This is a genomic window from Pseudarthrobacter sp. TE9888, assembly GCF_056279345.1.
This window is the reverse complement of sequence record NZ_JBWBRD010000002.1, coordinates 1,398,667-1,424,307: the sequence shown is the minus strand read 5'-3', so window position 1 is coordinate 1,424,307 and position 25,641 is coordinate 1,398,667. Positions and strand designations below refer to the sequence as shown.

Here is a 25,641-nt window from a genome sequence, read left to right as displayed (position 1 = left end):
ACTAGTTGGGAAGCCGGACCGGCATTACCAGGTAGCGGTAGTCGTCCTGGTCTTCGCCGTCGGCGTCTGCCTGGGCCGTGATCATGGCGGGCTTGGGCGCGGTGGTGAAGGAGAACCGGACGAATTTGGTTTCGATGACGCTGAGTCCCTCGATCAGGTAATGCGGGTTGAAGGCAACCGTGATGTCCTCGCCGGACAGTTGGGCCTCAAGCTCTTCTGATGCCTGGGCGTCCTCTCCCGTTCCGGCATCAAGGTTGAGCAGGCCGTCGGTGAAGGCAAGACGGACCGGGGTGTTGCGTTCGGCCACCAGCGATACACGGCGGACAGCCTCAACGAGTTCCTGGGTCTGCACCGTGGCGTGGATCGGGGTGGATTCGGGGAACAGCGACCGGATCTTGGGGTAGTCGCCATCCACCAGCAGCGAGGTGGTGGTGCGGCCTCCGCTCTCGAAACCGATCAGGCGGCTGTCGTCGTCGGACAGGGCTAGGTTGATGTCGCCGCTGTTGCCAAGCGTTTTGGCTACTTCGTTGAGGGTTTTGGCCTTGACCAGGGCACTGGTGGAGATCCCGGGAGTCACAGGCTTCCAGGGTACTTCGCGCATGGCCAGACGGTACCGGTCGGTGGCCAGGAGCGTTATCAGGTCGTCCTCGATTTCCATCCGCACGCCGGTGAGGATGGGCAGGGTGTCGTCCTTGCTCGCCGCGATGATCACCTGGGAGACAGCCTGGGCAAAGGCATCCCCCGGGACGGTTCCGCTGATGGCCGGCAGTGACGGAAGTGGCGGGTACTCGGCTTCCGGCATGGTGGCGAGGTGGAAGCTGCTTCGGCGGCAGGTGAGGGTGACTTTGTTCCCGTCAGTCTCCACGTCCACAGGGGCGGACGGCAGGCTGCGGCAGATGTCGGCCAGGAGGCGGCCGGATACCAGGATGGTGCCTTCGTCCCGGATATCGGCGGTGATCTCAAGGCGGGCCGAGGTTTCGTAGTCAAAGCTGGAAAGGCTGACGGTTCCGGCTTCGGCCTTCAGCAGGAGGCCGGACAGGACAGGCACTGGAGGCCGCGGAGACAACGACCGGGCTGTCCAGGTGACGGCTTCTGCCAGGACGTCCCGATCGACTCTGAACTTCACGGAAGGGTGCCGCCTTTCATTGCTGCTGCCATGTAAACCCGGGAATTTCGCAGGAAACTCCGGAAGAAGTTGGGCGCACCCCGGCTGGTGCATGGTCCGCGGAGACGGAAACCACACGAAAACCCAGGGATGGGAGCGCTGCTGACAGCTTAGCCGGAAGATCGGGGATTAACCCATCCCCCGCAGGACCAGCCCGGCTCCTCCGGGGCCGGCGGGCCCCCTCGGTGGAAGGGCGGAAGGTTCTTGTTGTTTGAGGGATTTCAATTTTTTGGGATTAGTAGTGTTAATAACTGCTGTGGAAACTGTGGATAACCCGGTCCAGCCGCGTGGTTCCGCGCTTAAGGCCTGTTCACGGACTGTGCGTTAACTGGGTTTTAAACAGGGTGTGGATGGGGACAACGCAAACGGCCATTTTTAACGATCCACAGACGGCTTAAGGGTTTTAAGCCCATTAACCGCGCTTGTCCCCTTAAGTATCCACAGGCTTATCCACATGCCCCTGTTAATAAGGTATAGAGTGCCTGGTGCGGTGTGGATTCAGGAGTCGCGTTGCTGCTGTTTGATCCGGTTGGTCAGCTCGGTCACCTGGTTGTAGATCACACGGCGCTCCGCCATGAGTTCGCGGATCTTTCGGTCGGCGTGGATGACGGTGGTGTGGTCGCGGCCGCCAAGTTCCTGTCCGATCTTGGGAAGCGACATGTCCGTCAGCTCCCGGCACAGGTACATGGCGATCTGGCGTGCAGTCACCAGGGTCCGGGTGCGGGACTTGCTGCAGAGTTCTTCCATGCTGAGCTTGAAGTAGTCAGCCGTCTGCTGGAGGATCTGGGCGGACGTGATCTCCTGGGCGCCGTCGTCGGTAATCAGGTCCTTCAAGACCATCTCGGCAAGGGCCACGTCCACGGGCTGCCGGTTCAGGCTGGCAAAGGCCGTAACCCGGATCAGGGCGCCTTCGAGTTCGCGGATGTTGCTGGAGATCTTCGATGCGATGTACTCCAAGGCATCGTCCGGGGCGGACAGCCCCTCGCTCAGCGCCTTCTTGCGGAGGATGGCGATACGGGTCTCAAGCTCCGGCGGCTGGATGTCCGTCAGCAGGCCCCACTCGAAACGTGACTTCATCCGGTCCTCAAACCCGGCCAGCAGCTTGGGCGGCTGGTCCGAGGTGATGACTACCTGCTTGTTGTTGTTGTGCAGGGCATTGAAGGTGTGGAAGAACTCCTCCAGCGTCCGGTCCTTGCCCGCCAGGAACTGGATGTCGTCGATCAGCAGGACATCGACGTTCCGGTACGTCGTCTTGAAGCTGGTGCCTTCGTCATCGCGGATCGAGTTGATGAAGTCGTTGGTGAATTCTTCCGAGTTCACGTAGCGGACGCGGATCCCGCTGTAGAGGCGCCGGGCGTAATGGCCGATCGCATGCAGGAGGTGGGTCTTGCCCAGGCCTGAATCTCCGTAGATGAAGAGCGGGTTGTATGCCTTGGCGGGCGCTTCGGCAACAGCCACGGCGGCGGCGTGGGCGAACCGGTTCGAGGAACCAATCACGAAGGTGTCGAAGACGTACTTGGGGTTCAGCCGGCCGAACTCATGCGACGTGCTGGGGAGCATAGGCTGCGGCTTCTGCTCGATGACCTGGTCCGGCGCGAAAGCAGGTTCGACGACGGGCTCGGGCTCCTTGTGGATGGGCACCAGATCGGTGTCCACGTCGATGGCACAGCGGATGTCTTCGGAGAAAACGTTGTGCAATGCATCGTCAAGGGCTTCCTTGACCTGGGTCTGGAGCACTTCGCGGGTGAGTTCGTTCGGGACGGCCACCAGGAGCGTGGAACCGATAAGGCCCTGCGCCTGGGCAAGGATAACAAAGCCACGCTGGCGTGGTGATACCCGGTGGTCCTGTTCCAGCAGGCTGACCACCCGGCGCCAGGAACTTCCGACAGTATTGGCGTGGTTGGCTTCGTCTACTGTCATCAATCGGTTCCCTCAAAACTTGCTATGCCTGCATTGCCTGCAGCCCCAAGTCCGGAACCAGGGTGCTGGCCCAGCTTCATCCACAGGGTTATGCACAGTCCGTGGATAATCGGCTACTGGGACACTCTAGGTGATGAAAAGCCTAGAAGATAGCTGGCTATCTGGCTGTGGATAATTACACGGTTGTGGTTCTGGAAGTGCCCCTGTGAGCCACTTCATCCACAGGCTGTTGGGGATACTTAGCAACAGCTGGGGACAGCCGTGCGGTACCGTTCCGGTTTGACTCGGACCCGCAAATTGCCCTAACGTTGTGAAGTCCTTTGTGTCCGCTTTTTGGGCCCCATCTGAACATCCAGACGCAGTGCGCCTGGGCAGTCGGGGGAAGCGTGCATATACAAAACTTAGCGTCGGCCAGTTCTTCCCCTTTACTGATCGGGTGGGCGCACCTTTGATCCACTGGAGTAACTAACGTGAGCAAGCGGACTTTTCAGCCGAATAACCGCCGTCGAGCCAAGAAGCACGGCTTCCGCCTTCGTATGCGTACCCGTGCCGGCCGTGCCATCCTGGCAGCCCGTCGTGGCAAGGGCCGCACCGAACTGTCGGCCTAGATAACTGGCTTATCGGTAGACATTCCCTTGCGAGTTTAAGGTGCTGGCCGCCCGCAACCGCTTGAGGACCCCAACCGATTTTTCAACAACTGTACGTTCCGGTGTCCGCAATGGACGCCGGAACGTAGTGTTATATGCGGCAGCCATTGCTGCTGACGAACCCAGCCGGATCGGGTTCATTGTTTCCAAGAGTGTAGGGAACGCTGTGGTCAGGAACCTCGTTAAGAGGAGACTGAGAGAAGCGGCCGCTGCCTCGTTGCGCGAGCACGGTACAGGACTCGCCATCGTGGTTCGGGCGCTTCCTGCGTCCGCCTCGGCCAGCTGGGACCAGCTGCTGTCGGACTACAACGCTGCACTGGAATCTACGCTGAACCGGCTGGCCGGCCGTCCTTCGCGGGCTGCCGGCAGTGGTTCAGCCGGTACAACACAGGAGGGGACACCGCGTGCCTAACGCCACCGCCGTCGTCGCCCGTCTCCGCACCGTGACCGCCGTTGTCGGCACGTTTCTCTGGAACCTGCCCCGGAACATCCTCATTCTCCTGCTGATGGCCTACCGCAAGGTGGTTTCTCCCTTGTATGGGCCGGTCTGCCGGTTCTTCCCTTCCTGCTCGGCCTATGCCCTGGAAGCGGTCACCGTTCACGGCGCCGTCAAGGGAAGCTGGCTTGCAGCCCGGCGCCTTGGCCACTGCCACCCATGGAATCCCGGCGGAGTGGACCACGTCCCCGCCGGGGGACGGGTCTGGCCAGCTGGCCAGACCCCCACAATTGTTGTGCTGAACAATCCGGACCGGTACCTGGTTGCTCGGACTGATGAAGAAGGCCGCAGTGCGGCCTGACGAATAGGGATAAGTATGGACATCTTTGGAACAATCATTGCCCCATTTAAGTGGCTGGTTTCCTTCATCATGGTCGCGTTCCACGATGGCCTGAGCGCCATTGGGATGCCAGCGGCGAATGGCTGGACCTGGACCCTGGCCATTATCGGACTGGTCCTGGTGATCCGTGCCGCCCTGATCCCTGTATTCGTCAAGCAGATCAAGGCGCAGCGTGGCATGCAGCTCCTGCAGCCGGACCTTAAGAAGCTCCAGGAGAAGTACAAAGGCAAGACCGACCAGCTGTCCCGGCAGGCCATGGCCCAGGAACAGATGGCCATGTACAAGAAGCATGGAACCAACCCGTTCTCGGCATGCCTTCCCATGCTGATCCAGATGCCGTTCTTCTTCGCCCTGTTCCAGGTGCTCTCCGGCATTTCAGGAGCGAAGGAACAGGGTGAAGGCATTGGGGCCATGAGCCACGAGCAGGTTGTCGAGTTCGACGCGTCCAGCATTTTTGGGGCTCCGCTGTCTGCAGCCCTGCTGCACGGGGGCGCCGGCAACGTTGCCGTGGTAGTGCTGTCCATCGTGATGATCCTCGCCATGACGGCCTCGCAGTTCATCACCCAGAAGCAGATCATGGCCAAGAACATGTCCGAAGAGGCCATGGCCAGCCCGTTCATGCGGCAGCAGAAGATGATGCTCTACATCCTGCCCCTCGTCTTCGGTGTGGGTGGCATCAACTTCCCCATCGGCGTGCTGATCTACTGGACCACCACCAACCTTTGGACCATGGGCCAGCAGTTCTTCGTTATCCGCCGGATGCCGACGCCGGGCTCCCCCGCAGCAAAGGCCCTCGCCGAACGCCGTGCCGCCAGGGGCCTGCCGGCTCTGTCCGTCCTGAGCGGGAAGCGGGATGAAGCAGCCGACGAAGCCGCAGCGGCCGCAGTTGAGATCAAGGGACAGCGTGTCCAGCCCCAGCGCAAGAACAGGAAGAAGAAGTAATGTCAGCCGAGAGCACCGAGCACGCCCTTTCTGAAGAGATCGAAGATCAGGACGAGTCCGTGGGCCAGGATGATCCCGCCGCCCAAGGTTCCGCCGCCAGCCGCCTTGAGGAAGAGGGGGACGTCGCCGCCGACTACCTGGAGGAACTGCTGGACATCGCCGACATCGACGGCGACATCGACATCGAGGTCCGCAACGGACGGACCTACATCTCCATCGTTGCCGAAGAGGAAACCGAAGGCCTTGAAGGCTTGGTCGGCGAAGACGGTGAAGTCCTGGAAGCCCTGCAGGAACTGACCCGCCTCGCAGTGCTGTCTGCGACGGAGAACCGTTCACGGCTCGTGCTGGACATCAATGGCTACCGGCAGGAACGTACCGGACACCTGCAGAAGATCGCCGAGGACGCCGCAGCTTCCGTAAAGGAATCCGGCAAGGCGGTGGCCTTGGAGCCGATGAGCGCCTACGAACGCAAAATCGTGCACGACGCCGTAGCTGACCTCGGCCTGGTCAGCGAGTCCGAGGGCGAGGGCGCCGGACGCCATATCGTCGTTTCCGCAGACTAGTGAATGCCGGACCAATAGTTATGGTTGACATCACGGCAGCAGAGCAGCGCGCTGCTGAGAAGATCTTTGGTGACCGCCTGGAGCTGGCAAAGCGCTACGTGGAGCACCTCGCCACGTCTGGTACCGAGCGGGGCCTTATCGGCCCCCGCGAGGTGCCCAGGCTGTGGAGCCGCCATGTGCTCAACTGCGCAGTCATCGAAAGCGAGATTGCGCACGGAAGCCATGTAGCCGACGTCGGGAGCGGTGCCGGCCTGCCGGGCCTTTGCCTTGCGATTGCGCGCCCCGACCTTGAGCTCACCCTTATCGAACCACTGGAGCGCAGGGTGATTTGGCTTCAGGAAGTCGTCGATGACCTCGGCCTGGACAATGTCACGGTGATGCGCACCCGCGCCGAACTGGCTGTCGGGCATGTGGAAGCGGACGTCGTGACCGCCCGCGCCGTATCTGCGTTGACCAACCTGGCCGGCCTTACCATCCCGCTGCTGGGTGGGCACGGCGAAGTGGTGGCCATCAAGGGCCGCAGCGCGGGCGAGGAAATCGAGAAGGCGGCCAAGACCATCCGCAAGCTGGGTGGTGTGGAGACGTCGGTGCTGACCGTCGGTGACAACCTCCTGGAGGAGCCGACGACGGTTGTGCGCATCGTGGTGAACAAGTCCCAAAAGAAGTCCTAATGCGGGCCCGCTGACGGCTGTCAGCAGGCCGGAGCAGTTAGGCTAGACAACGGCAGCAAAATTGGCTGAACGAGAGTGAGTGTGCCCCAGTGACCAGTAGTGAAGCCTCCGCACAACGGATCCCACCGTTTGTGTCCTTGGGGTCGGCACGTTCTGTCGCTGGGTCAGGGCTGGCGGGCACCGCTATGGCACCCGGCCGCGGCGGTAATCATCCGAAGTCGGTTGTCTCGCCCTCGTCCGGCAATGCGGTTTCACGTGAAACAACCCCTGCCGGTCGCTCCAACGTTATTGATGCCATCGATGACTCGAGTCCCATCGCGCGTGAACTTGCCCATGAAACCAAACGTCGTGAGCGTTTGGTGGGGCGGAAGCTTCCCCGCCCGGAAAAGACGCGCATCTTTACCGTGTCCAACCAGAAGGGCGGCGTGGGCAAGACCACCACGACAGTGAACATCGCCGCTGCCCTTGCCGCGGCCGGACTGAACGTCCTGGTGATTGACATCGATCCGCAGGGCAATGCTTCGACCGCGTTGGGCATCGAACACCATGCGGACGTGGACAGCATCTACGACGTCCTGATCAACGACGTTCCGCTGGCTGATGTGGTGGCTCCCTGCCCGGACATTGGAAAGCTCATCTGCGCACCCGCCACGATCCACCTTGCCGGCGCCGAGATTGAACTCGTATCCCTTGTAGCCCGTGAACAGCGCCTGCGCCGGGCCATCGATGTGTATGCCAAGGTACGCGAGAAGAACGGCGAAGAACGCCTTGACTACGTTTTCATTGACTGCCCTCCGAGCCTGGGCCTGCTGACGGTCAATGCCTTCTGCGCAGCCAATGAGGTCCTGATTCCCATCCAGTGCGAGTACTACGCCCTGGAAGGACTCAGTCAGCTCCTCAAGAACATTGAGATGATCCAGAAGCACCTCAATGCCGATCTTGTTGTATCGACCATCCTGCTCACCATGTATGACGGCCGCACCAACCTGGCCGCACAGGTAGCTGCGGAGGTGCGCCAGCACTTCCCCGATCAAGTCCTTTCAGCCGTCGTTCCCCGCTCCGTGCGAATTTCCGAGGCCCCCAGCTACCAGCAGACGGTCATGACCTACGACCCTTCCTCAAGTGGTGCGCTGTCCTATCTCGAAGCCGCCGCAGAAATCGCCGAACGCTAGAATCTTCAATACCGCAACGCACGGAGCCAGGCTCGTCCCGGCTCTACCACTGGAGGGATTTACCCATGAGCGAGAAGCGACGGGGCCTAGGCCGCGGTCTTGGCGCGCTGATTCCTAGTTCCGCCGCAGCCAATGGGTCTTCCGGTAACGGTGGGGCGGTATCCCGGCCGGTGGATCTGTTCTTCCCCGAAGGTCGAAAGAAGACCGAACCCCTGGACCAGCCCGCAGCACGGGCTGAAGCCAACGCGGACAAGGATACGGCAGCGAACAGCCCTGCCAGGCGATCGGCGGCTAAACCAGCGGCTGCTAAGTCCCTCGAAGATAAGGGTGGTGCTGAGGCAGCCAACGCTGCTTCCAGCACCGATGCGCCGGCCACGAAAAAGGCTCCCGCCAAGAAGGCTCCCCGTTCCGGGGCCAAGCCGGATGCGGAGCCTGCCGTCCCTCCGGCTGGAACAGCTGCCGAGCCCGCTCTGGAAGAAAAGGAAGCTGTTGCTGTAACTGCCGCTGCCGCTACCTCCAGTGCCGCGGACGCAGCCGTTGACTCCGGGGTTGAACTCGTTGAGGTTCCGGGCGCCCGCTTCGCGGAAATCTCCGTCGCTGATATCCACCCCAACCGGAAACAGCCCCGCAGCGTCTTCGATGAAGACGACATGGCCGAGCTTGTACACTCAGTACGCGAGATTGGCGTTCTTCAGCCTATCGTTGTTCGGACATCAACCGAAGATGGTAGCGAGCCCTACGAATTGGTCATGGGTGAACGCCGCTGGCGCGCTGTGCAGGCCGCAGGGCTGGATACCATCCCAGCGATCATCCGGGACACAACAGATGACGACCTCCTGCGTGACGCGCTTCTGGAAAACCTCCACCGAAGCCAGCTGAACCCCCTGGAAGAGGCGGCGGCGTACCAGCAGCTCCTGGAGGATTTTGGTACCACCCACGAGCAGCTCGCTGACCGGATCGGCCGTTCCCGGCCGCAGGTCTCCAACACCCTGCGGCTCCTGAAGCTCCCACCGCTGGTACAGCGACGCGTGGCTGCGGGCGTGCTGTCAGCGGGCCATGCCAGGGCCCTGCTTTCCCTGCCTGACGCAGCTGCAATGGAGCGCCTGGCCCAAAAGATCGTTGCCGAGGGCATGTCTGTCCGGGCAACGGAAGAAGCAGTCACGCTGTACCAGGATCCTGCTAAGCCGGCCAAGAACAACATCCCCCGCCCCGGCGCCAGGCATGAGCGCCTCGACTATCTCGCCTCCTCACTCTCGGACCGTCTGGACACCAACGTCAAGATCTCCCTGGGCGTCCGGAAGGGCAAGGTCAGCATCGAGTTTGCCAGCGTTGAGGACCTGAACCGCATTATGGATGTTTTAGCTCCTGGTTCAAATAGCTGATTAAACAAAAGGGTCCGATCCTCGCAGATCGGGCCCTTTCGTGTTGTTACGGTGCCTTACACGGTCCACTTTCCACGCTAGGACCCGCCCGGCTGCATCCAGACCGAACATGGGAGAGGGACCAGGCTAATGATTCAAATAGCAGCCCATTGTGTCTGGCAGCCTGTAGTGGCACTCGATGGACGGAACTTCTTTCGTATATCGGGCCCACTTCGTCGACAACCGAGTGTCGGAATATTCCCTTTGGTGCGGCTATTTCCGAATCGAGATTCTCGACCAAAGATTTCCGCACAACCACCGAAATGTAAGGTTGTTGGGGTGGCGATCCGGGCGCGAAGGTGTTGTGTTTCACGTGAAACCGTCTCCTGGAGCTCCGCAGGAGCCGACTCGGAGACCCCATTTGCCTAGGCCTTCATTTTGTAGGTGTTGTACAACGTCCAACGGTGGCAGTGCAATTACTGAGGGATGCGGGGAATCGGCCCAATCGCGACTCAAGGAATCCAAGAAAGTGTTGCCTCATTGCGGCACTTTGGCTGTTTTGCACCTAGAGCCCGCATTTGTCCCTCCTTATCCGGTAAGACCTTGTGAAAGGGTCGCGCGACTTACGTTCAAAGCGGCTCACGTTCAACCGCCATTGTGGCACGCGGTGCGGCTGATCGGGGCGGCCGCAGGAAAGAATCCCATCCGACTGCCATCACAAAGCGTAGGGGCGTGCCAGGAGCGGAATGCTGGATCGGAGACTAGGCGTTGTTGATTCTTAGATGCACCGCCCTGGGCTCTTTGGCCTGAAGGTTATAGGTGGGGAAAGAAGGCCGCCAATTCAGGCGCTAGAGACCTCCTACTCCTCGCGTGATTATGCCGTCGCTAGGTATTCGACAACAATCCCCCATTGGATCATTCTCGGCAGCTCTTTCCTTCTCATCAGCCTCCGTCACACGAATTCAGTGACGAGCGCCCCGTGGATTGGACCTTTGGTGTCCGCAGCCCCCGGACTATGCTCATCTTAGTGGCGTGTTCTTGGAATTCGGGCTTTGATTTTACTCATGACCATGAGTGTGTGTCCGCTAGATGTCTCACGTGAAACGCATCCGCAGCTTTGGACGTCGCTGTGTCTCGCGCCAGTTTCACGTGAAACGGCCGAGTGAATCGGCGGCTAGGGCGGACCAAGCCTCATGGGGCGTAACCAATCGCACGAACAGCCTGTACGACCACTTCCCTTTTCGACAGGTCCAGCGCTGCGCAGGAGCCGCGTTCGTCCCGTTGGGTAAGCATGGGATCGCCGCAGGACCTGCGGCGACATGTCCTCCTGGTCGCTTTACCGGGCCGCCACGACCCCCGATCAGCATGTTTCACGTGAAACATGCCGCTTATGACTGAGCAGTGGGTAGCTGGACGGACTAGGCGTGAGATTCTGCATCTTTTGGCCCGCGGTAGAAGTACCTTGATCCGGAGTGGGCGCTAAGACATGATTACCGTGGACGGCCTGGAGGAAGTCAACGACAGTGAAATGGTTCGCGCACATGAACTGATCCCCATCGCGGGTAGACACATCGGTTGCGGTGGCCTTAGGAGCCTTCGAAAAGACTTTCAAAATATGCCAGAGACACCAACTGACTGAGCGCAGCAGAAGCGCTCTAATGAGATCCTTGACGCAGCATGATCCGGGTATTGACTGAAGGGACACGGTGAGGAGGGTTGGGCCTGACTGAGCAATTGACTGCTCGTACGGGCTTCCAGTTGGTCACGCATTGCAGAGACTGGTGCTGTGCACAGCGCTCCCCCGCCACAGTCGAGGCAGAGTTGGCAGCATCCTAAAGGAGCCCGGGAAGGACCTGACGGCCCTCTAATAGTCGGATCGTGTACGCGCCGATGCTAGCCAGGTTATTGAATGCCCCTGCCACATCGCAGCTCAGACTTCCACACCGGCCCGTGCTCTTCGGTAGATTGAGGAGTAGCTGTACCCGGGTCAGTGTTCGTTCCGCACAGGTGTCCGGGGGCACGTCGTCCGGTGGATATCACTGTGGATAACTTTGTGGATGAAGACCCCCAGCGGGACGGGTAGAGCCGCGCCTCCCTTCCCTACTGGTAGCAAACATTTCGTGCCCGGACCCGTAGGGTTCGTCTGCGAGCAGTGACGCGACGACGATGTTTCACGTGAAACTGCCCAGGACGCCGAAAAGTGTGGAAACAAGCTGGGATATTACCCGTTGTTGGTTAATTTGCTGCCTCTCTTTGAGGCAACCAGCGGCAAGTATCAGGGTGTAGATCAGCCCTGGATGGCGCTGAACAGGCATGACACCAAGGTGACACTCAGGGTGAGTCGATTCAGTACGCTTCCCAGCGGGCCCAACCTCGCTGGACCCTGTGGATAACCCTGTTGATTAGGTGCAACGCGGATGTGGATAACGCTGTGGATAACTTCTTCCGAGGAGGGGAGGCATGCACGGTCCTGAGCCTCGACTTTGTTCGTCTGAGTCACCGTCGCCTGCGGGGTTTCTCTTCGCGTATGGGATACCGCGGCCTAGCTGTAGAGGAACTACAGGAATGCCGTGCTACTGACCACGGACCAACCCCGCCCCTGGTACGTGGAAAGGGCAGTGCTACGACAACTAGCACTGAGAGGGATGGGCAGGCTGTAAAGAGATCCGACGATCGATTCGTCGCCGGCAGGGATCCAGTGACCTGAATCGTCGCCGTGTCTGTACCTTTCGGTCCTCTCTGTCGAACTTTGTATTATGTGCATTGCTAAGACTGCTGTTGGAGTCCCGACTCCCGGATCTCAATAGCGTGCCGTAGGAGCACTCGTAGGTCCGCTCCACGGGTCCCATATTTCGCTTGCGCGCGGTAAGACTTGCAGGGGCGGGCTAGCCCGCTTTAGTTTCACGTGAAACACCTTCCGGCATGGATGCTATGTTTCACGTGAAACGACTGCGGTAAGTCCGGACGTCGGGGCGGACGGGGTCTCCCAAACGACAACGTTGGACCGCGTCCTGAAGCCGACACTCTTCAGGCCCAATTGCCCTGCTGACTTCGACGGCCAGCTCCTGCGCTGAGTTCACTGCGACCTTCACTGCTCATGGCCCGGTATCCCAAAGCAATGATCAATGCTTAGCGTAGGCTTCGGCGGCATGCCTTTGCGTCGGTAGACGAGGTTGTGCAGGGCCTGGACTCAACGGGTACGTAGCCGGCAGCAACGTGTGAGGCCCGAAACCTGGCAGCCTGAATGCCGGTATGAGGGCCGCTCGGACGCTACCTGGCTCGTGCCGCTGGTGCCTGGCGGCCATATTTCAACGCGAGCTCGAAGGGGGGCGAGCTGGCGGACTGCCTCTCAGATGAGACGCTGCCCAGGGTGGCAGAGACGGATTAGCCCATAGTCGGGTTTGCCCTCATGATGTCCTGTGTCGCGAAGTACTGGCCGCATCCGCCTGCCCGCGATAGAGTGCACCGGTACCTACAATGTAGGCCTCACCGGAGTGCAATAGAGCGCGAAGAAGAATCGCAGCGGCCGTATCTGCTGTGTCCGTCGACATCCGATCCTTCTCCTCACTTCACGTGGAGCGCCCCAAAAGGTCTCAAACAGGACCTAGGGGCCAGTACCGCCAAGGCGCAATTGCCCACCTGATGTGTTTTCCTTGGCAGATATGGGAATCGGAGCTGCCCCACGTTCTTATTACTCCGTCCGTGTGTTTCACGTGAAACACAGTCCTCGATTCCATAGGTCAGGCCTATAGTTCCATTGGTTTGTACCGAGATGTAAGCGGGACGACTCTTGACGGCCATCGCCGCCAGACAGGACAGCACGTTTCTTGTGGTGAAATGGCGCGCGCTCGGTTCCAGTGCACAGTACAAGGTACCCGCGGTTTCCGCCGGCCGCCGCATGAACAGGCCTGCGACGGGCCCCTGGAGTTGTCGAGTTCCATACCTTGGGGCGTGTAATGGCAGAACCGGCCGCGGATTGGCGAGAAAGGGCTGCTGATGGCGGGCGCGAGATACATGTGGAGCTGGCAGCGTTTCACGTGAAACATTGCATGCGTGGAAGCGCCAAGTGTTCGTCCGGAAGGAGCGACCCGGCGGGTTGCCCCGTGTTCCTAGTCGCCTTCATCTGGTCCCTGCAGGGAGGACCTTGGACCTCAAATGGCCAGGAAGGCAAAAAAGTGGTCACTACCAACCGGCGGTGACCACTTTTTCGCATCTTTCCCTGCAAAGCTATCGCGGGGACTTCAACTATCAGGAGAGGACGTCGGAAAATTCCTTCTCGAAGAACTGCTTGGGCTTGGCCCCGATAACGGTGCTCTTCACTTCACCGTTCTGGAAGAGGTAAACAGCCGGAATCGAGGTAATTCCGTATTGTGCGGCGATGGCGGGGTTGTCGTCAACGTTGACCTTAACGACATCAACCTTTTCGCTGTACTCCCCTGCGATCTCGTCCAGGATCGGGCCGAGCTTGCGGCACGGTCCACACCATTCAGCCCAGAAATCAACGATCACCGGCTTGTCGGCAGAGAGGACATCGGTACCGAAACTTGCGTCAGTTACATCTTTTGCGTTGCTCATAACCTTCTCTTTCTTTTCAAACTACGGTGGCGCAAATTAAGCGGGCAGGTCGGCCAGATAGTGCTCGACGTCGATAGCGGCAACACAGCCCGAACCTGAGGCGGTAATTGCCTGCCGGTATGTGGGGTCAACAACATCGCCGGCAGCGAATACGCCCGGAACGCTGGTCCGGGAGCTCCTCCCCTGCACAGCGATGGTTCCTTCGGGAGTCAGGTCCAGGACGTCCTTGACGAGATCCGTCCGGGGATCGTTACCGATGGCGACGAAGACTCCGGTAACGGCGAGCTCGGACAGAGAACCGTCCAAAAGGTTCTTCAACCGCAGGCCCGTTACCTTGTCGGTGCCGAGCACGTCATCAACGGTGCTGTTCCAGACGAAATTGATCTTCTCGTGCGCGAGTGCACGGTCGGCCATGATCTTGGACGCCTTCAGCGCGTCACGGCGGTGAACAACCGTTACCGATTTCGCGAACTTGGTAAGGAACAACGCCTCTTCCATGGCGGAATCGCCGCCGCCGATGACGGCGATGTCCTGATCCTTGAAGAAGAAACCGTCACAGGTTGCACACCAGCTGACACCGTGTCCTGAGAGCCGCTTTTCGTTGGGCAAGCCCAGTTCCCTGTAGGCGGAGCCGGTAGAGAGAACGACTGCCTTTGCCTTGAAGGTCTCCCCCGTTGCAATGGTGACCGTTTTGATGGGTCCGTCGAGCTTGAGGTCAGTAACGTCCTCGAACTGGATCTCCGTCCCGAACCGGGCCGCCTGCTTCTCGAAGTTCTCCATCAGGTCCGGCCCCATGATGCCCTCCGGGAACCCCGGATAGTTTTCCACGTCAGTGGTGTTCATCAGTTCGCCGCCGGCGGTTACCGATCCAGCCAGCAGCAAAGGCTTGAGGTCTGCCCTGGCAGTGTAGACGGCTGCCGTGTAGCCTGCGGGGCCTGAGCCCACAATGATGACGTCGCGAACGTCCGACGCCGACTTCTCTTCGATGGTCACTGGACCGTGAACCTCTTCCTTGTTCGACTCGCCTCCCCTTGGAGGCCGGCCACATGGCACAACTGTGTCCGCTTGCTGAATATTCCAGCGCCCGGGCAACGAGGGCCATCCTGCAGCGCAGAAGAAGTCCAGCCGTTAGAGGGCGCACTGCACCCAGCGTACAGTCCTGGTGCTGCGTTCCGGAGTGCAGCATCAGCCTGCTTGACGCTGTTGCTGGAGTGCTACTGGACCTTGATCTCGGCGAGCCGCAGACCGTAACCGTACCGGGTCTTCGGTGCTGCAAGCTTGGGGAGCGAATTGATGGAGATGATCACGTACTGTGCCTGGACAGGTTCCGGAAGGGGCATGTTCAGGTCGGTGGACGTGAAGCTGTTCGTTCCCACGGCCTTGGCCCCGTCCATGGACGGCCGGTCGTTGGTGTAGACCGTGATGTTGCCTCCGGATCCTCCGAGCTGGGACAGCGTGATGGAGGAGACGGTAGCAGTGCCCTTAAGCTTCACCACGAGCGGGACGCCCTGGGGAGCCAAACCGCCCCAGTTCTCCGTCGCGAATTCCATGTCGGACCAGTAGCTGGCGGCATTTCCGTCATAGGCCTTGACCAGGTCACCATCGAATGTGGCGGCGAAATCGAAATTACCCTGCCGGCTGACGCTCTCGATTACGGGCGGGACGGCCGGCGGAGCCGACGGGGTTGCCTGCGTTGCCGGTGCCGAGTTCTGCGGAGCATTGCTGGTAACAGGGGCCGCTGTTGGCTTGGCCTGTGGTTCTGATGAGAAGAGGCTTCCAAGATTGGTGACCGCGAAGATCAGGCCCGCGATCAGGACAACAGCCAACAGGCCGCCAACCAACCAGCGCATCGAACGGGGCTGGTTGTCGGATTCATCCCGGTCATCGTCGTAGTCGTCCCGGTCAGCAAACGAGACACCTGCCGCAGCGGGTGCTGCCGCACGGGCAAAAAGAGCCCCCTTGCCCTTGACCGGACGCTGTTCCTCCGGAGCGCCATCGGAGTCCTCGTAAGGATCGTGGTCTCCGGACTGGGCGTAGTCGTCACTGGACCACAAGGACACCTTCGGCTTCTGGTCAGCAGCCGGTGACTGTTCCCCGGCAGGGCTGCTGCTCGGAGCAGCAGTATCGTTCGGGCCCGTGTCCGCCTCAGCAGAGACAGCTCGCCCCAATTCGGTTGCAGCAGTGGGCGCTACCGGCTGGGCGGCAGTGGCATCCGGATCAATCCGCGAGGCACCCGACTTAGAGGCGGCACCTGCGGCGGCAGCTGCAGCCGCCGCACCTGCGGCAGCGGCTCCGGTACGGCCGTGGGAAGTGGCGGGCTGGGCGGCGGGACGGACCGGCGGCCTGGGCGGAACGGCGGGAGCTGACCGCTCAGGTGCTGACCGCTCAGGAGCTGAACCGTAGTTATCAACCTCGTTGGGGTGTGAATCGGCGTAGCTGATGTAGCCCGCCTCGACGTGGTCTTCTTCGTCGTAGGGTTCAGGCTCGTGAGACCGCGCCTGTCCGAAGATCTCGCTGCCCAGGGTGTCCGTGAAGAACGGTTCAACGTATGGCGGATTGGGCGCCACCACAAGATCCAGGAGGTCGGCAGCGGAGGTGTGGTTGGTGATGAGGTAGGTGGCGTCCTCGGTGACGCCGAGATCCAGGACCTGGACCGTTCCGGGACGTTCGCCGGTGGCCACTTCGCGGGCGCTCTGGGCAACCTGTTCCGTGTTCTCCGGTCCGGCGACCAGGATGCTGACGGGCCGGTTGAGGACCTGGTCCACACCGTCCAGCACCAGATCGTGGTCGTGCGAGGCCAACACTGTGGCGGTGACCTTGTAGCGGCCGCCCAGTACTGATCCGACATCGATCGGGTTGGACACGTGTTCCTCCTAGACTGTCCGGGATTGCCGGCCTCAATGACGCAACCGCTTTCCAGGTGCCCGCGCGCACGGCCCGGCCTGAATGCAACTACCCCTGTATCTGTTCGATCCTAGCCGATCCGCCCCGGGCGGCTGCGGAGAAGACGGCCGCCACAGGCAGCCGAACTTACTTTTTGCGCTTACGCCGGGTACTGAAAAATGGGTTCTCGCCGGCCTTGCCCTGGTACGTCCTGCGGCCCGGAAGCGGAATCTGCTCGCTGAGCAGGCCGCCGCGGGCGGTGCTTGGCTGGTCCTCACCCGGCAGGTAGGAGGTGTCGGCAGCCTGCCGCGCCCCGCCGTCGTACGTGTCCTGGCGGCCGCCCGCGCGCTGGGGGTCCGGGCCGGCGCGGAACGATACGGCGTCGAACTCGCCGGAAATCCGTGGGATGAGCCCGGTGTCCACGGAGGTGGTGGCCCGCTCGGGCTGGTTCCCGTGGGCAGGGAATCCATCGGAGGGAGAGGACGACGGCGCGTCCCCGGCTTCCGGAGCAGCGGCCTGGTTGCCCCGGCCAAACCTTCCCAGCAGGGGCCGGAGCATGTCGCTGAGCTCGGACACACGGAATACACGGAGGAGCAGGAAGTAGACGGCCAGCATGACCGGGCCCACGACGATGAGCGTCACGAGTGCCTGGAGGCGGCCGCTCCATGCGAAACCGTCCGGGTTGTAGCTGCCCATGAGCCACAGGGCGACGGCACCGGCGATTGCCGAGCCCAGGGCCGCGTATCCCATCCGGATGTACGAGTTGGCGATCCGGGCGCCGTCCAGGTGCCCCAGCATGCGGCGCAGGAACACTGCGCTGATAACCACCGAAAGGATGTTGCCCACCATGTAGAGGACGGCGATGGCATAGATGATCTGGCCCACCGGCAGGAACTGGATGGCGAATGCACCCGCCACGTAGACGACTGCCAGGAGCAGCTGCACGTAGAACGGGGTGCGGGCGTCCTCGTTGGCGTAGAACACGCGGGACATCATGAAGTTGGCGCTCATGAACGGGGTGCTGAGGGCCAGGATGGTCAGCGTCTGGGCCAGCATGACTCCGTCCTGGCGCAGGCCGCCCGAGAAGAACATGCCCAGGGGGCCGGCCAGGGCAAACAGCGCCAGCGCACCAAAGACGGTGGCGACGGCCATGGTCCGCAGACCGTGTGAGAGCGCGTCCCGCAGTTCGACCCGGTTGCCTTCCTGGGAGGCGCGGGTCATGCGGTTGAACAGCACGGTGGCCAGGGACAGCGCGATGATCGAGTGCGGCAGCAGGTACAGCTGGCTTGCCACCTCGAGGACGGCGTTGCCGGGCAGGGTGGACGCGGCAGGGTCCCCCGCTTCCTGCAGCCGGATGCGTTCGGCGCCGGGAATGGTGGCGATGCGCATGACATACAGGAAGGCCAGCTGCCCGACGGCGGCGGTCAGCAGCGTCCATACGCTCAGCTTTGCGGCGTGGCCAAGTCCCACGCCGCGCCAGCCGAACCTGGGTCGAAGTCCCAGCTTCAGCCGGAAGACGGGTACCAGGAGGATTGCCGTCTGCGACAGAACGCCAATAGTGGAGAACCCGGCCACCAACAGCGTCTGGGTGGACCCCCAGTTGTCCAGGGTGTGGGTATTGACGTCGTTGGTGCCGAAGATCCAGATGAACATCCCCAGGCCGGCGATGGCCACCACGTTGTTCAGGATCGGTGCCCACATGGCGGGGCCGAACGCGCCGTTGGCGTTCAGGACCTGGGTGAGCAGGGCGTAGAGCCCATAGAAGAAGATCTGTGGCAGGCACCAGAACGCAAAGGTGACAGCGAGGGCCTTCTGCTGCGGCGAGTACCCCTGCGTGGTCAGCTCGATGACCCCCGGCGCCGCCAGGGTAACCAATGCCGTCAGGCCGAAGAGAAGCAGGACAGCCAGCGTCAGCAGCCGGCTGATGTAGTCCGCTCCCCTGTCCGGAGCCTTGCTGGCCTTGATGATCTGCGGGACCAGCACGGCATTGAACACGCCGCCGGCCACCAGGAGGAAGATCAGGTTGGGCAGGTTGTTGGCATTGATGAACGTGTCATTGACCGTTGAACCGAGCCCCAGCGCGGTACCCAGCATCCAGGTCTTGCCGAAGCCCAGGAAACGCGACACGAGCGTCCCGGCAGCCATGATGGCGCTGGAACGGGTCTCGCTGACGCCTGCTGCGGCAGGCTCCGCAAGGTCCGGTGCCGCGGGCTCAGGGGGGACGCCGTCGGGCGCGGCGTCATCGGGCCGGCCGGACCGGTCGGAAGGAAAGTTGGTAGCTGACATCGACTTCATCGTCTCACCCGCGGGCACTTAACACCGCAATGACGACGGCGGCGTCCGGGCTTACAGGTGTCCGGGAAGGACCTCGCGGGCGAGGTCGGCGATGCGGCGTTCGTTGGGGAAGGACAGCTTCCGGGCCAGCTCCTGGATGGGCACCCAGGCCACGTCCACGGCTTCCTGGTCGGGATCGTTTTCGATGGTGAGCTCACCGCCCGTGGCACGCAGGAGGTAATGGTGCACGGTCTTGTGGACCCGGTGGCCGCTGACGGTGAACCAGTAATCGATGCTGCCCAGAGGTGCCAGGATGGTGCCCTCGATGCCGGTTTCCTCGGCAATTTCCCGGACCGCGGCCTCTTCGTTGTTTTCCTTGCCCTCCGGGTGCCCCTTGGGCAGGCACCACTCGAGGCGTCCACCCCTGTTAAGGCGGGCGATGATCGCAACCCTCAATGCGGCGTCGGACGTGTCCACCACCACGCCGCCGGCCGACACTTCCTCAACCGTTGGCAGCGATGCCGGTGCCGACTGCTGGGCAGGGGCAACGTGCGCACCTATTGCCGACGGCAACGGTGCGTTTGTCCTCCTGCCTGGAGCGCTCGGTACTGGATGGGCCATGGAGTCCACTCTAACGACTGTTGCCCTCCCGTGATGACCGGAACATGACACCAGCATGGACGGGATATGACGTACTTTCCGGAGCGGAACGCCAATCAGCGCGGATCGTGACGCTTTTTTGGACTGCCAAGGCGCTGGTTTCTGCCAAGCTTAAGGAACTATGGCGCACGCACATCACAAGATTGATTCCCACACTGTCGACTTCAAGGTACCCCCGGTGGTCCTGGAGCTCGGGCAGCGCTTCGTGGACGCCGGCCACGAACTGTCCCTGGTGGGCGGTCCGGTGCGTGACCTCTTCCTCGGCCGGACGTCCCCTGACCTGGACTTCACCACTGATGCCACCCCGGACCAGACCGTGGCATTGATTAAGAAGTGGGCGGACAACTTTTGGGAGATCGGCCGGGCTTTCGGGACCATCGGCATGCGCAAGGCCGGTTTCCAGATCGAGATCACCACCTACCGGGCCGAGGCCTACGATCCAGACTCCCGCAAACCCGTAGTGGCCTTCGGTTCCTCCCTGACGGATGACCTGCTGCGCCGGGACTTCACCATCAACGCCATGGCGTTGAAACTGCCGTCCATGGAATTGGTGGACCCCTTCGGCGGGGTCCGCGACCTCCACGCTTCCATCCTGGCCACGCCCGGGGCGCCGGAAGCGTCCTTCTCCGATGACCCGCTGCGGATGATGCGCGCCGCCAGGTTTGCCGCGCAGCTGGGGGTTTCGGTGCACGACGACGTCCGGGAAGCCATGACGGGCATGGCCGACCGGATCAAGATCATTTCCGCGGAGCGGGTGCGGGACGAACTGGTCAAGCTGATGTGCGGGGCGCGGCCGCGGACAGGGATTGACCTCCTGGTGGACACGGGACTGGCCGAACATGTGCTGCCCGAGGTGTCCGCGCTCCGCTTGGAATCCGACGAGCACCACCGGCACAAGGACGTCTACCAGCACTCCCTGCAGGTCCTGGAACAGGCAGCCGAACTTGAGACGGACGGGAACGGACCCGTACCCGGTCCGGACTTTGTGCTGCGCTTCGCAGCCTTGATGCACGACGTCGGGAAGCCGGCTACGCGCCGCTTCGAACCGGGCGGCGCGGTGAGCTTCCGGCACCACGACATGGTAGGTGCCAAGCTCACCAGTAAACGCATGAAGGCGTTGCGGTTCGACAATGACACCACCAAGGCCGTGGCACGGCTGGTGGAACTCCACATGCGCTTCTACGGCTACGGTGACGCCGGCTGGAGCGACTCCGCAGTCCGGCGCTACGTCACGGACGCCGGCCCGCTGCTGGAGCGGCTGCACCGGCTTACCCGCTCCGACGTCACCACCAGGAACCAGCGGAAAGCCGAACGCCTGGCCTTTGCCTACGACGACCTTGAGTCGCGGATCGCAGCCCTCCGCGAACAGGAATCCCTGGACGCGGTGCGGCCGGACCTCGACGGTGCCCGGATCATGGAGCTGCTGGCGCTTAAACCGGGCCCCGTGGTGGGCCGGGCCTACAAGTTCCTCCTGAATGAACGGATGGAGCACGGTCCGCTGCCCACCGGGGAAGCGGAGGCGCGCCTGCTCCGCTGGTGGGCCGAACAGCCTGAATCAGCACCTGCCGGCCCCGGGGCAGAAGCCTCTCCCGCCGTCGTCGAACCTTCACCCGTTGAGGAGTCCAAGTGACCAATCCCGCCCTTGCCCCGCGCCCCCAGCTCTGGATCCTCCGCCACGGTGAGACTGAGTGGTCCAAAAGTGGACAGTACACCGGCCTGACCGACCTCCCCCTGACGGTGGAAGGTGAGCAGCAGGCCGTGGAAGCCCGCAAGGTGCTGGACGGCGTCGACTTCGACCTGGTGCTCACCTCCCCGCTGCGGCGTGCGCGCCGGACCGCCGAACTGGCCGGCTTCCCTGATGCCCGGCATGAGCCACTCGCGGTGGAATGGAACTATGGCGACTATGAAGGCATCAGCTCCGACCTGATCCGCAAGGACAACCCCGACTACCTGATCTGGACCCACGGGGTACCCAACGGCGAGACGTTGGACGAGGTTGCTGCCAGGGCTGACAAGATCATTGGCCGGATCCTCGAATCCGGAATGGACAATGTGCTGATCGTGGCACACGGGCATTTCTCCCGGATCCTGACCGCCCGGTGGCTTGAATTGCCGCCTGCGGAGGGACGGCACTTTGTCCTGGGGACGGCCAAAGTCTGCACCCTGGGATGGGATAAGAAGACACCCGCAATTGTCCGCTGGGGCCTCTAGAACACCCAATTCCAAGATTTATTGCCTTTTCTGCCGCAATTGCTGGTAATTCGCGGAAACCTGCGGTACTTTTATTCCTGACCCCGCGGTGACTATGCGGGGCTATCGGCCGCATCGCAAACCACGCAGCGGACAGCAGAAAAGGAGGTTGGGAAAATGATGACTTTGACTGGCGAATGGAATGCCCTCATCAATGCGTTCCCGGCCTTTGCTGATTCCGTACGCGTTGCCTCGGTTGCCCCGGATACCTGGCGCACAGCCGCCTTCCCGGGCCTGCGGCGCCGCTAACCGGCACCAGCCTTCCGGCCGGGACCACTCACGGGATTCCGCCCGGACAAATGTCCGGGTAACGGAACTATCCCTGCTGACTCATTGGTAGCCCACGGCATCACCCCTGCCTTGCCGTCGGACGGTCCCTGCCCGAGCCTTACGAGGCAGGCACAGGCCAGTTCCGCTGCAGCAACTCCCGTAATTGTCAGATTCAAATTGCGCTGAGTCCTGCAATTAATTGGCATTTCCTTATGGAATGCCGACCCCTTATTACTTCCATGCTATTTTGCGCCTAAAAAGGCGCTAATTTGTCATGCCCTTTTGCTGACGCCAAAGAAAGGAGGTGGCTCCATTGATGCAAAGAATCATGAGACTCCTGTCCCGTCCCCTGCAGCGCCACAGTTCTCTGAACAGCGACCTGCTTGAGCAGCATCGAAATGACGTATTCGTGCTGATGCACCAGCAGGTTGGCGGCCTGCGCTGACGGCCGGCCCCGGTCCCGCGGGACGGGGGCCGGCTGTAAGCTCGATCCCATGCACGAAACCCAGCCGCCGGAGGATGGTCGACGGCCCCGCATCGTGGTGCCCAGCCGAAGCGACACCCTCCTGCGGAAGTTCACCGAGGTAATAGGCGGCCCGCTGGGGACCCGGACGGATCCCGGAGTCGTCACCCCCGGCATCTTTACCGTGGAGCGGGTGCTCATTGCCCTCACGGCGCTGGCAGCCCTGCTGGGGATCCTGCTGAAGGGTTATTGCAGGGCCAACGGGTGGGAGACGCCCACGCAGTTCTATGCCACCTGCTATTCGGACTTTCCGGAGCTGTTCCGGAGCCGCGGCATGGCAGCGGGAGTCTTTCCCATCGTGGGCAGCGGCAGCTTGTTCGAATACCCGGTGCTCATCGGATTGATCGCGGGCCTGACGGCATGGCTGGTCCCGGGAGGGGACGCCAGCGCCCGGGCACTGGCCTACTACGACATCAACGCCGTCCTGCTGGCGGCCGCGGCCATGATTACCGTGCTGGTGACTGCCCGGATGCCCGGCCGCCGTCCCTGGGACGCCGCCATGGTGGCACTGGCGCCGGGCATCGTGCTGGCCGGGACCATCAACTGGGACCTCTGGGCTGCCTGCATGCTTGCGCTGGGAATGTACCTCTTTGCCCGGCAGCGGCTGGTTCCCGCCGGGGTGCTGATCGGCTTGGCCACAGCCACCAAGCTGTATCCCCTCCTGGTGCTCGGGGCCATCCTGCTGCTGGCGGTGCGGACTGCCCGCTGGCGCCCACTGCTGGTTACCGCCGGGAGCGCCGCCGCCGCATGGCTGGTGGTCAACCTCCCGTTCGCCCTCGCGAACTTTTCCGGCTGGACCTATTTCTTCCAGTACAGCGCCGACCGGGGCGCCGGTTACAGTTCGCCCTGGTTTGCCTACAACCTGGTGGCAGACAGGCTGCACTGGTCCAAGCTGGATGCCGAAGGCGTCAGCCTCCTGTCGGGCGGCCTCTTCGTGGTGGCATGCCTCGGTATCGCCGCTGTTGCCCTCACGGCCCGTCGCCGCCCGCGCCTGGCGCAACTCGTATTCCTGATCGTGGCCGCCTTCATCCTGACCAGCAAGGTCTATTCCCCGCAGTACGTGGTGTGGCTCATTCCGTTGCTCGCACTGGCCAGGCCGCGATGGCGTGACTTCCTCGTGTGGCAGGGTGTCGAAGCCCTGCATTGGGCTGCCATCTGGATGTACCTTGGTCAGGTGACCAGCGCAGGTTCCTCCCAGCACAACCTGGACATGCCCTACTACGTCCTGGCTGTGGCCGCGCACATGGCCGCGGTGGCCTACCTCATGGCCCGCGTCGTCTGGGATATATACGATCCTGCGTACGATCCCATCCGCCGGCACCACCTCGACGATCCCCACGGCGGTCCGTTTGCCAACGCGCCCGACCGGTTCCGGCTAAGCCCATTTGGGCCGGCTGCGCCGCTGCTTCCTTCGAAAGCAAGGTCCCATGCCTGATGTCGCGGTAGTAGGTTCCGGTCCCAACGGACTCTCGGCAGCAGTGGTCATGGCACGGGCCGGGCTGTCAGTGGAGGTCTTCGAGGCGGCCCCCAAAATCGGCGGCGGCACCCGGACCACAGAGCTCATGCAGCCGGGACACTTTCACGACGTCTGCTCCGCGGTGCATCCCATGGCCGTTGCGTCCCCTTTTTTCCGCGCGTTCGAGCTGCCCCGGCGGGTGGAACTGGTTACGCCGGAGATTTCTTTCGGGTCACCGCTGGACGGCGGCCGCGCGGCGCTGGCCTACAAGTCGCTGGACAGGACGGCAGCGGAGCTAGGCCAGGACGGCCCTGCGTACCGGCGGCTGATGGAACCATTGGTCCGGCACATTGACGATGTCATGGACTTCACGCAGAACCAGCTCCTCCGGATCCCCCGGAACCCCCTGGTGGCCGCCGTCTATGGGTTGCGGACAATGGAGCAGGGGACCGGGCTGTGGAACACCAGGTTCCGGGATGACCTTGCGCCGGCACTCCTCAGCGGTGTGGCCGCCCACGCCATTTCGCATTTGCCCTCCCTCGCCGCCTCCGGCGCCGGTCTCATGCTCGGCGCCCTGGGGCACGCCGGCGGGTGGCCTATCCCCCGCGGCGGCTCCGCATCAATTGCGGAAGCACTTGCCGAGGACATCAAGGCCCACGGCGGCGTCATCCACACCGAAACACCGATCGACCGGCTCGAACAGCTTCCTGCCTCCCGCGCCACCCTGCTCGACGTGGCGCCCAAGGGGCTGCTGGACATGGCGGGGAATTCCCTTCCTGCCCATTACCGGCGGGCCCTGGAGCGTTTCCGCTACGGCAACGGCTCCTGCAAGGTGGACTTCATCCTGTCCGGGCCAGTGCCGTGGCAGGCAGCCGGGCTCTCCGATGCCGGGACGGTCCATGTGGGCGGAACGCGGGCTGAACTCGCGCGCTCAGAGAACGAGGTCAGTGCCGGTCACCACCCCGAACGGCCGTATGTGCTCGTGGCCCAGCCGTCCCGCTTCGACTCCAGCCGCGCACCGGAAGGCCGGCGCATCCTGTGGACCTACTGCCATGTGCCGTCCGGTTCGACGAAGGACATGACCAGCCAGGTGGTGTCCCAATTGGAACGGTTCGCGCCGGGCTTCCGCGACCTTGTGGTGGAATCGCACGCCATCACCGCTGCGGAATTGGCCGACTACAACCGCAACTACATCGGGGGCGACTTCAGTGCCGGCGTGATGGATGTCCGCGGACTTGTCCAGAAACCGGTGGTATCTCCCGTCCCGTGGCGGACACCCCTGCTGGGTGTCTACCTGTGTTCGTCATCGACGCCGCCCGGTCCCGGCGTCACGGGTATGCCGGGGATGCACGCGGCAAAGCACGCCCTCAAGGACATCTTCAAGCTCCCGGTCCCGGAACTGGGACTGTCCTAGCTCCTCTGGACGGCTGCCACCGCCGGGGTGGCGCGGCCCACGTCCGGTCCGGGGGATAA

Annotated in this window: 20 protein-coding genes; 13 read left to right on the top strand and 7 right to left on the bottom strand. The window is 62.3% G+C overall.

Going from position 1 to position 25,641, the window contains the following annotated elements:
• Position 1: 1 nt before the first annotated feature.
• Positions 2-1,126, bottom strand: coding sequence for a DNA polymerase III subunit beta (gene dnaN, locus ACZ9J7_RS07185; RefSeq protein ID WP_141158802.1), 1,125 nt, complete (start codon positions 1,124-1,126; stop codon positions 2-4).
• A 537-nt stretch (positions 1,127-1,663) separates the two neighbouring features.
• Entirely contained in the window at positions 1,664-3,085 is a 1,422-nt protein-coding gene (gene dnaA, locus ACZ9J7_RS07180) for a chromosomal replication initiator protein DnaA (protein ID WP_476208210.1), read from the bottom strand.
• 470 nt (positions 3,086-3,555) lie between these two features.
• Between dnaA and rpmH the strand changes: the two genes are divergently transcribed.
• From rpmH to ACZ9J7_RS07140, 8 genes are all read left to right on the top strand, one after another.
• Positions 3,556-3,693 (top strand): 50S ribosomal protein L34, encoded by a 138-nt coding sequence (gene rpmH / locus ACZ9J7_RS07175; protein WP_003800212.1) that lies wholly within the window; start codon positions 3,556-3,558, stop codon positions 3,691-3,693.
• A gap of 40 nt (positions 3,694-3,733) precedes the next feature.
• Complete coding sequence (gene rnpA / locus ACZ9J7_RS07170) at positions 3,734-4,144, top strand: ribonuclease P protein component (protein WP_476208202.1); 411 nt, start codon at positions 3,734-3,736, stop codon at positions 4,142-4,144.
• Positions 4,137-4,529, top strand: a complete 393-nt coding sequence (gene yidD / locus ACZ9J7_RS07165) for a membrane protein insertion efficiency factor YidD (RefSeq protein WP_476208200.1) — start codon at positions 4,137-4,139, stop codon at positions 4,527-4,529. The genes rnpA and yidD overlap by 8 nt, the downstream gene beginning before the upstream one ends.
• A gap of 15 nt (positions 4,530-4,544) precedes the next feature.
• The gene (gene yidC / locus ACZ9J7_RS07160; RefSeq protein WP_476208199.1) at positions 4,545-5,510 is read left to right on the top strand and encodes a membrane protein insertase YidC; all 966 of its coding nucleotides are present in this window, start codon (positions 4,545-4,547) and stop codon (positions 5,508-5,510) included.
• A complete protein-coding gene (locus tag ACZ9J7_RS07155; RefSeq protein ID WP_476208197.1) occupies positions 5,510-6,073 on the top strand; it encodes a Jag family protein in 564 nt (187 codons plus the stop codon). Before yidC ends, ACZ9J7_RS07155 begins: the two co-directional genes overlap by 1 nt.
• Before the next feature lie 20 nt (positions 6,074-6,093).
• A complete protein-coding gene (gene rsmG, locus ACZ9J7_RS07150) occupies positions 6,094-6,744 on the top strand; it encodes a 16S rRNA (guanine(527)-N(7))-methyltransferase RsmG (RefSeq protein WP_476208195.1) in 651 nt (216 codons plus the stop codon).
• Between the two features lie 89 nt (positions 6,745-6,833).
• Positions 6,834-7,916 carry a ParA family protein gene (locus ACZ9J7_RS07145; RefSeq protein WP_476208194.1) on the top strand — a complete coding sequence of 361 codons (1,083 nt, stop codon included), beginning with the start codon at positions 6,834-6,836 and terminating at the stop codon, positions 7,914-7,916.
• 65 nt (positions 7,917-7,981) lie between these two features.
• Positions 7,982-9,298, top strand: a complete 1,317-nt coding sequence (locus tag ACZ9J7_RS07140; RefSeq protein WP_476208192.1) for a ParB/RepB/Spo0J family partition protein — start codon at positions 7,982-7,984, stop codon at positions 9,296-9,298.
• Positions 9,299-13,525: 4,227 nt separating this feature from the next.
• Here the strand turns inward: ACZ9J7_RS07140 and trxA are convergent.
• The 5 genes from trxA to ACZ9J7_RS07115 form a co-directional block, all read right to left on the bottom strand.
• Complete coding sequence (gene trxA / locus ACZ9J7_RS07135) at positions 13,526-13,852, bottom strand: thioredoxin (RefSeq protein WP_476208191.1); 327 nt, start codon at positions 13,850-13,852, stop codon at positions 13,526-13,528.
• A gap of 36 nt (positions 13,853-13,888) precedes the next feature.
• A complete protein-coding gene (gene trxB / locus ACZ9J7_RS07130) occupies positions 13,889-14,845 on the bottom strand; it encodes a thioredoxin-disulfide reductase (protein WP_476208189.1) in 957 nt (318 codons plus the stop codon).
• A 221-nt stretch (positions 14,846-15,066) separates the two neighbouring features.
• Positions 15,067-16,716, bottom strand: a complete 1,650-nt coding sequence (locus ACZ9J7_RS07125) for a discoidin domain-containing protein (protein ID WP_476208187.1) — start codon at positions 16,714-16,716, stop codon at positions 15,067-15,069.
• 166 nt (positions 16,717-16,882) lie between these two features.
• Complete coding sequence (gene murJ / locus ACZ9J7_RS07120; RefSeq protein WP_476208185.1) at positions 16,883-19,021, bottom strand: murein biosynthesis integral membrane protein MurJ; 2,139 nt, start codon at positions 19,019-19,021, stop codon at positions 16,883-16,885.
• A 60-nt stretch (positions 19,022-19,081) separates the two neighbouring features.
• Positions 19,082-19,582: an NUDIX hydrolase gene (locus ACZ9J7_RS07115; RefSeq protein ID WP_476211812.1), complete on the bottom strand. Its 501-nt coding sequence runs from the start codon at positions 19,580-19,582 to the stop codon at positions 19,082-19,084.
• A gap of 208 nt (positions 19,583-19,790) precedes the next feature.
• Between ACZ9J7_RS07115 and ACZ9J7_RS07110 the strand changes: the two genes are divergently transcribed.
• From ACZ9J7_RS07110 to ACZ9J7_RS07090, 5 genes are all read left to right on the top strand, one after another.
• Entirely contained in the window at positions 19,791-21,299 is a 1,509-nt protein-coding gene (locus ACZ9J7_RS07110) for a CCA tRNA nucleotidyltransferase (protein WP_476208183.1), read from the top strand.
• The gene (locus tag ACZ9J7_RS07105) at positions 21,296-21,880 is read left to right on the top strand and encodes a histidine phosphatase family protein (protein ID WP_141158817.1); all 585 of its coding nucleotides are present in this window, start codon (positions 21,296-21,298) and stop codon (positions 21,878-21,880) included. The genes ACZ9J7_RS07110 and ACZ9J7_RS07105 overlap by 4 nt, the downstream gene beginning before the upstream one ends.
• 156 nt (positions 21,881-22,036) lie before the next feature.
• Complete coding sequence (locus ACZ9J7_RS07100; protein ID WP_476208181.1) at positions 22,037-22,168, top strand: hypothetical protein; 132 nt, start codon at positions 22,037-22,039, stop codon at positions 22,166-22,168.
• 515 nt (positions 22,169-22,683) lie between these two features.
• Positions 22,684-24,147 carry a glycosyltransferase family 87 protein gene (locus ACZ9J7_RS07095; RefSeq protein ID WP_476208180.1) on the top strand — a complete coding sequence of 488 codons (1,464 nt, stop codon included), beginning with the start codon at positions 22,684-22,686 and terminating at the stop codon, positions 24,145-24,147.
• Positions 24,140-25,582, top strand: a complete 1,443-nt coding sequence (locus ACZ9J7_RS07090) for a phytoene desaturase family protein (RefSeq protein ID WP_476208178.1) — start codon at positions 24,140-24,142, stop codon at positions 25,580-25,582. Before ACZ9J7_RS07095 ends, ACZ9J7_RS07090 begins: the two co-directional genes overlap by 8 nt.
• Positions 25,583-25,641: the final 59 nt, after the last annotated feature.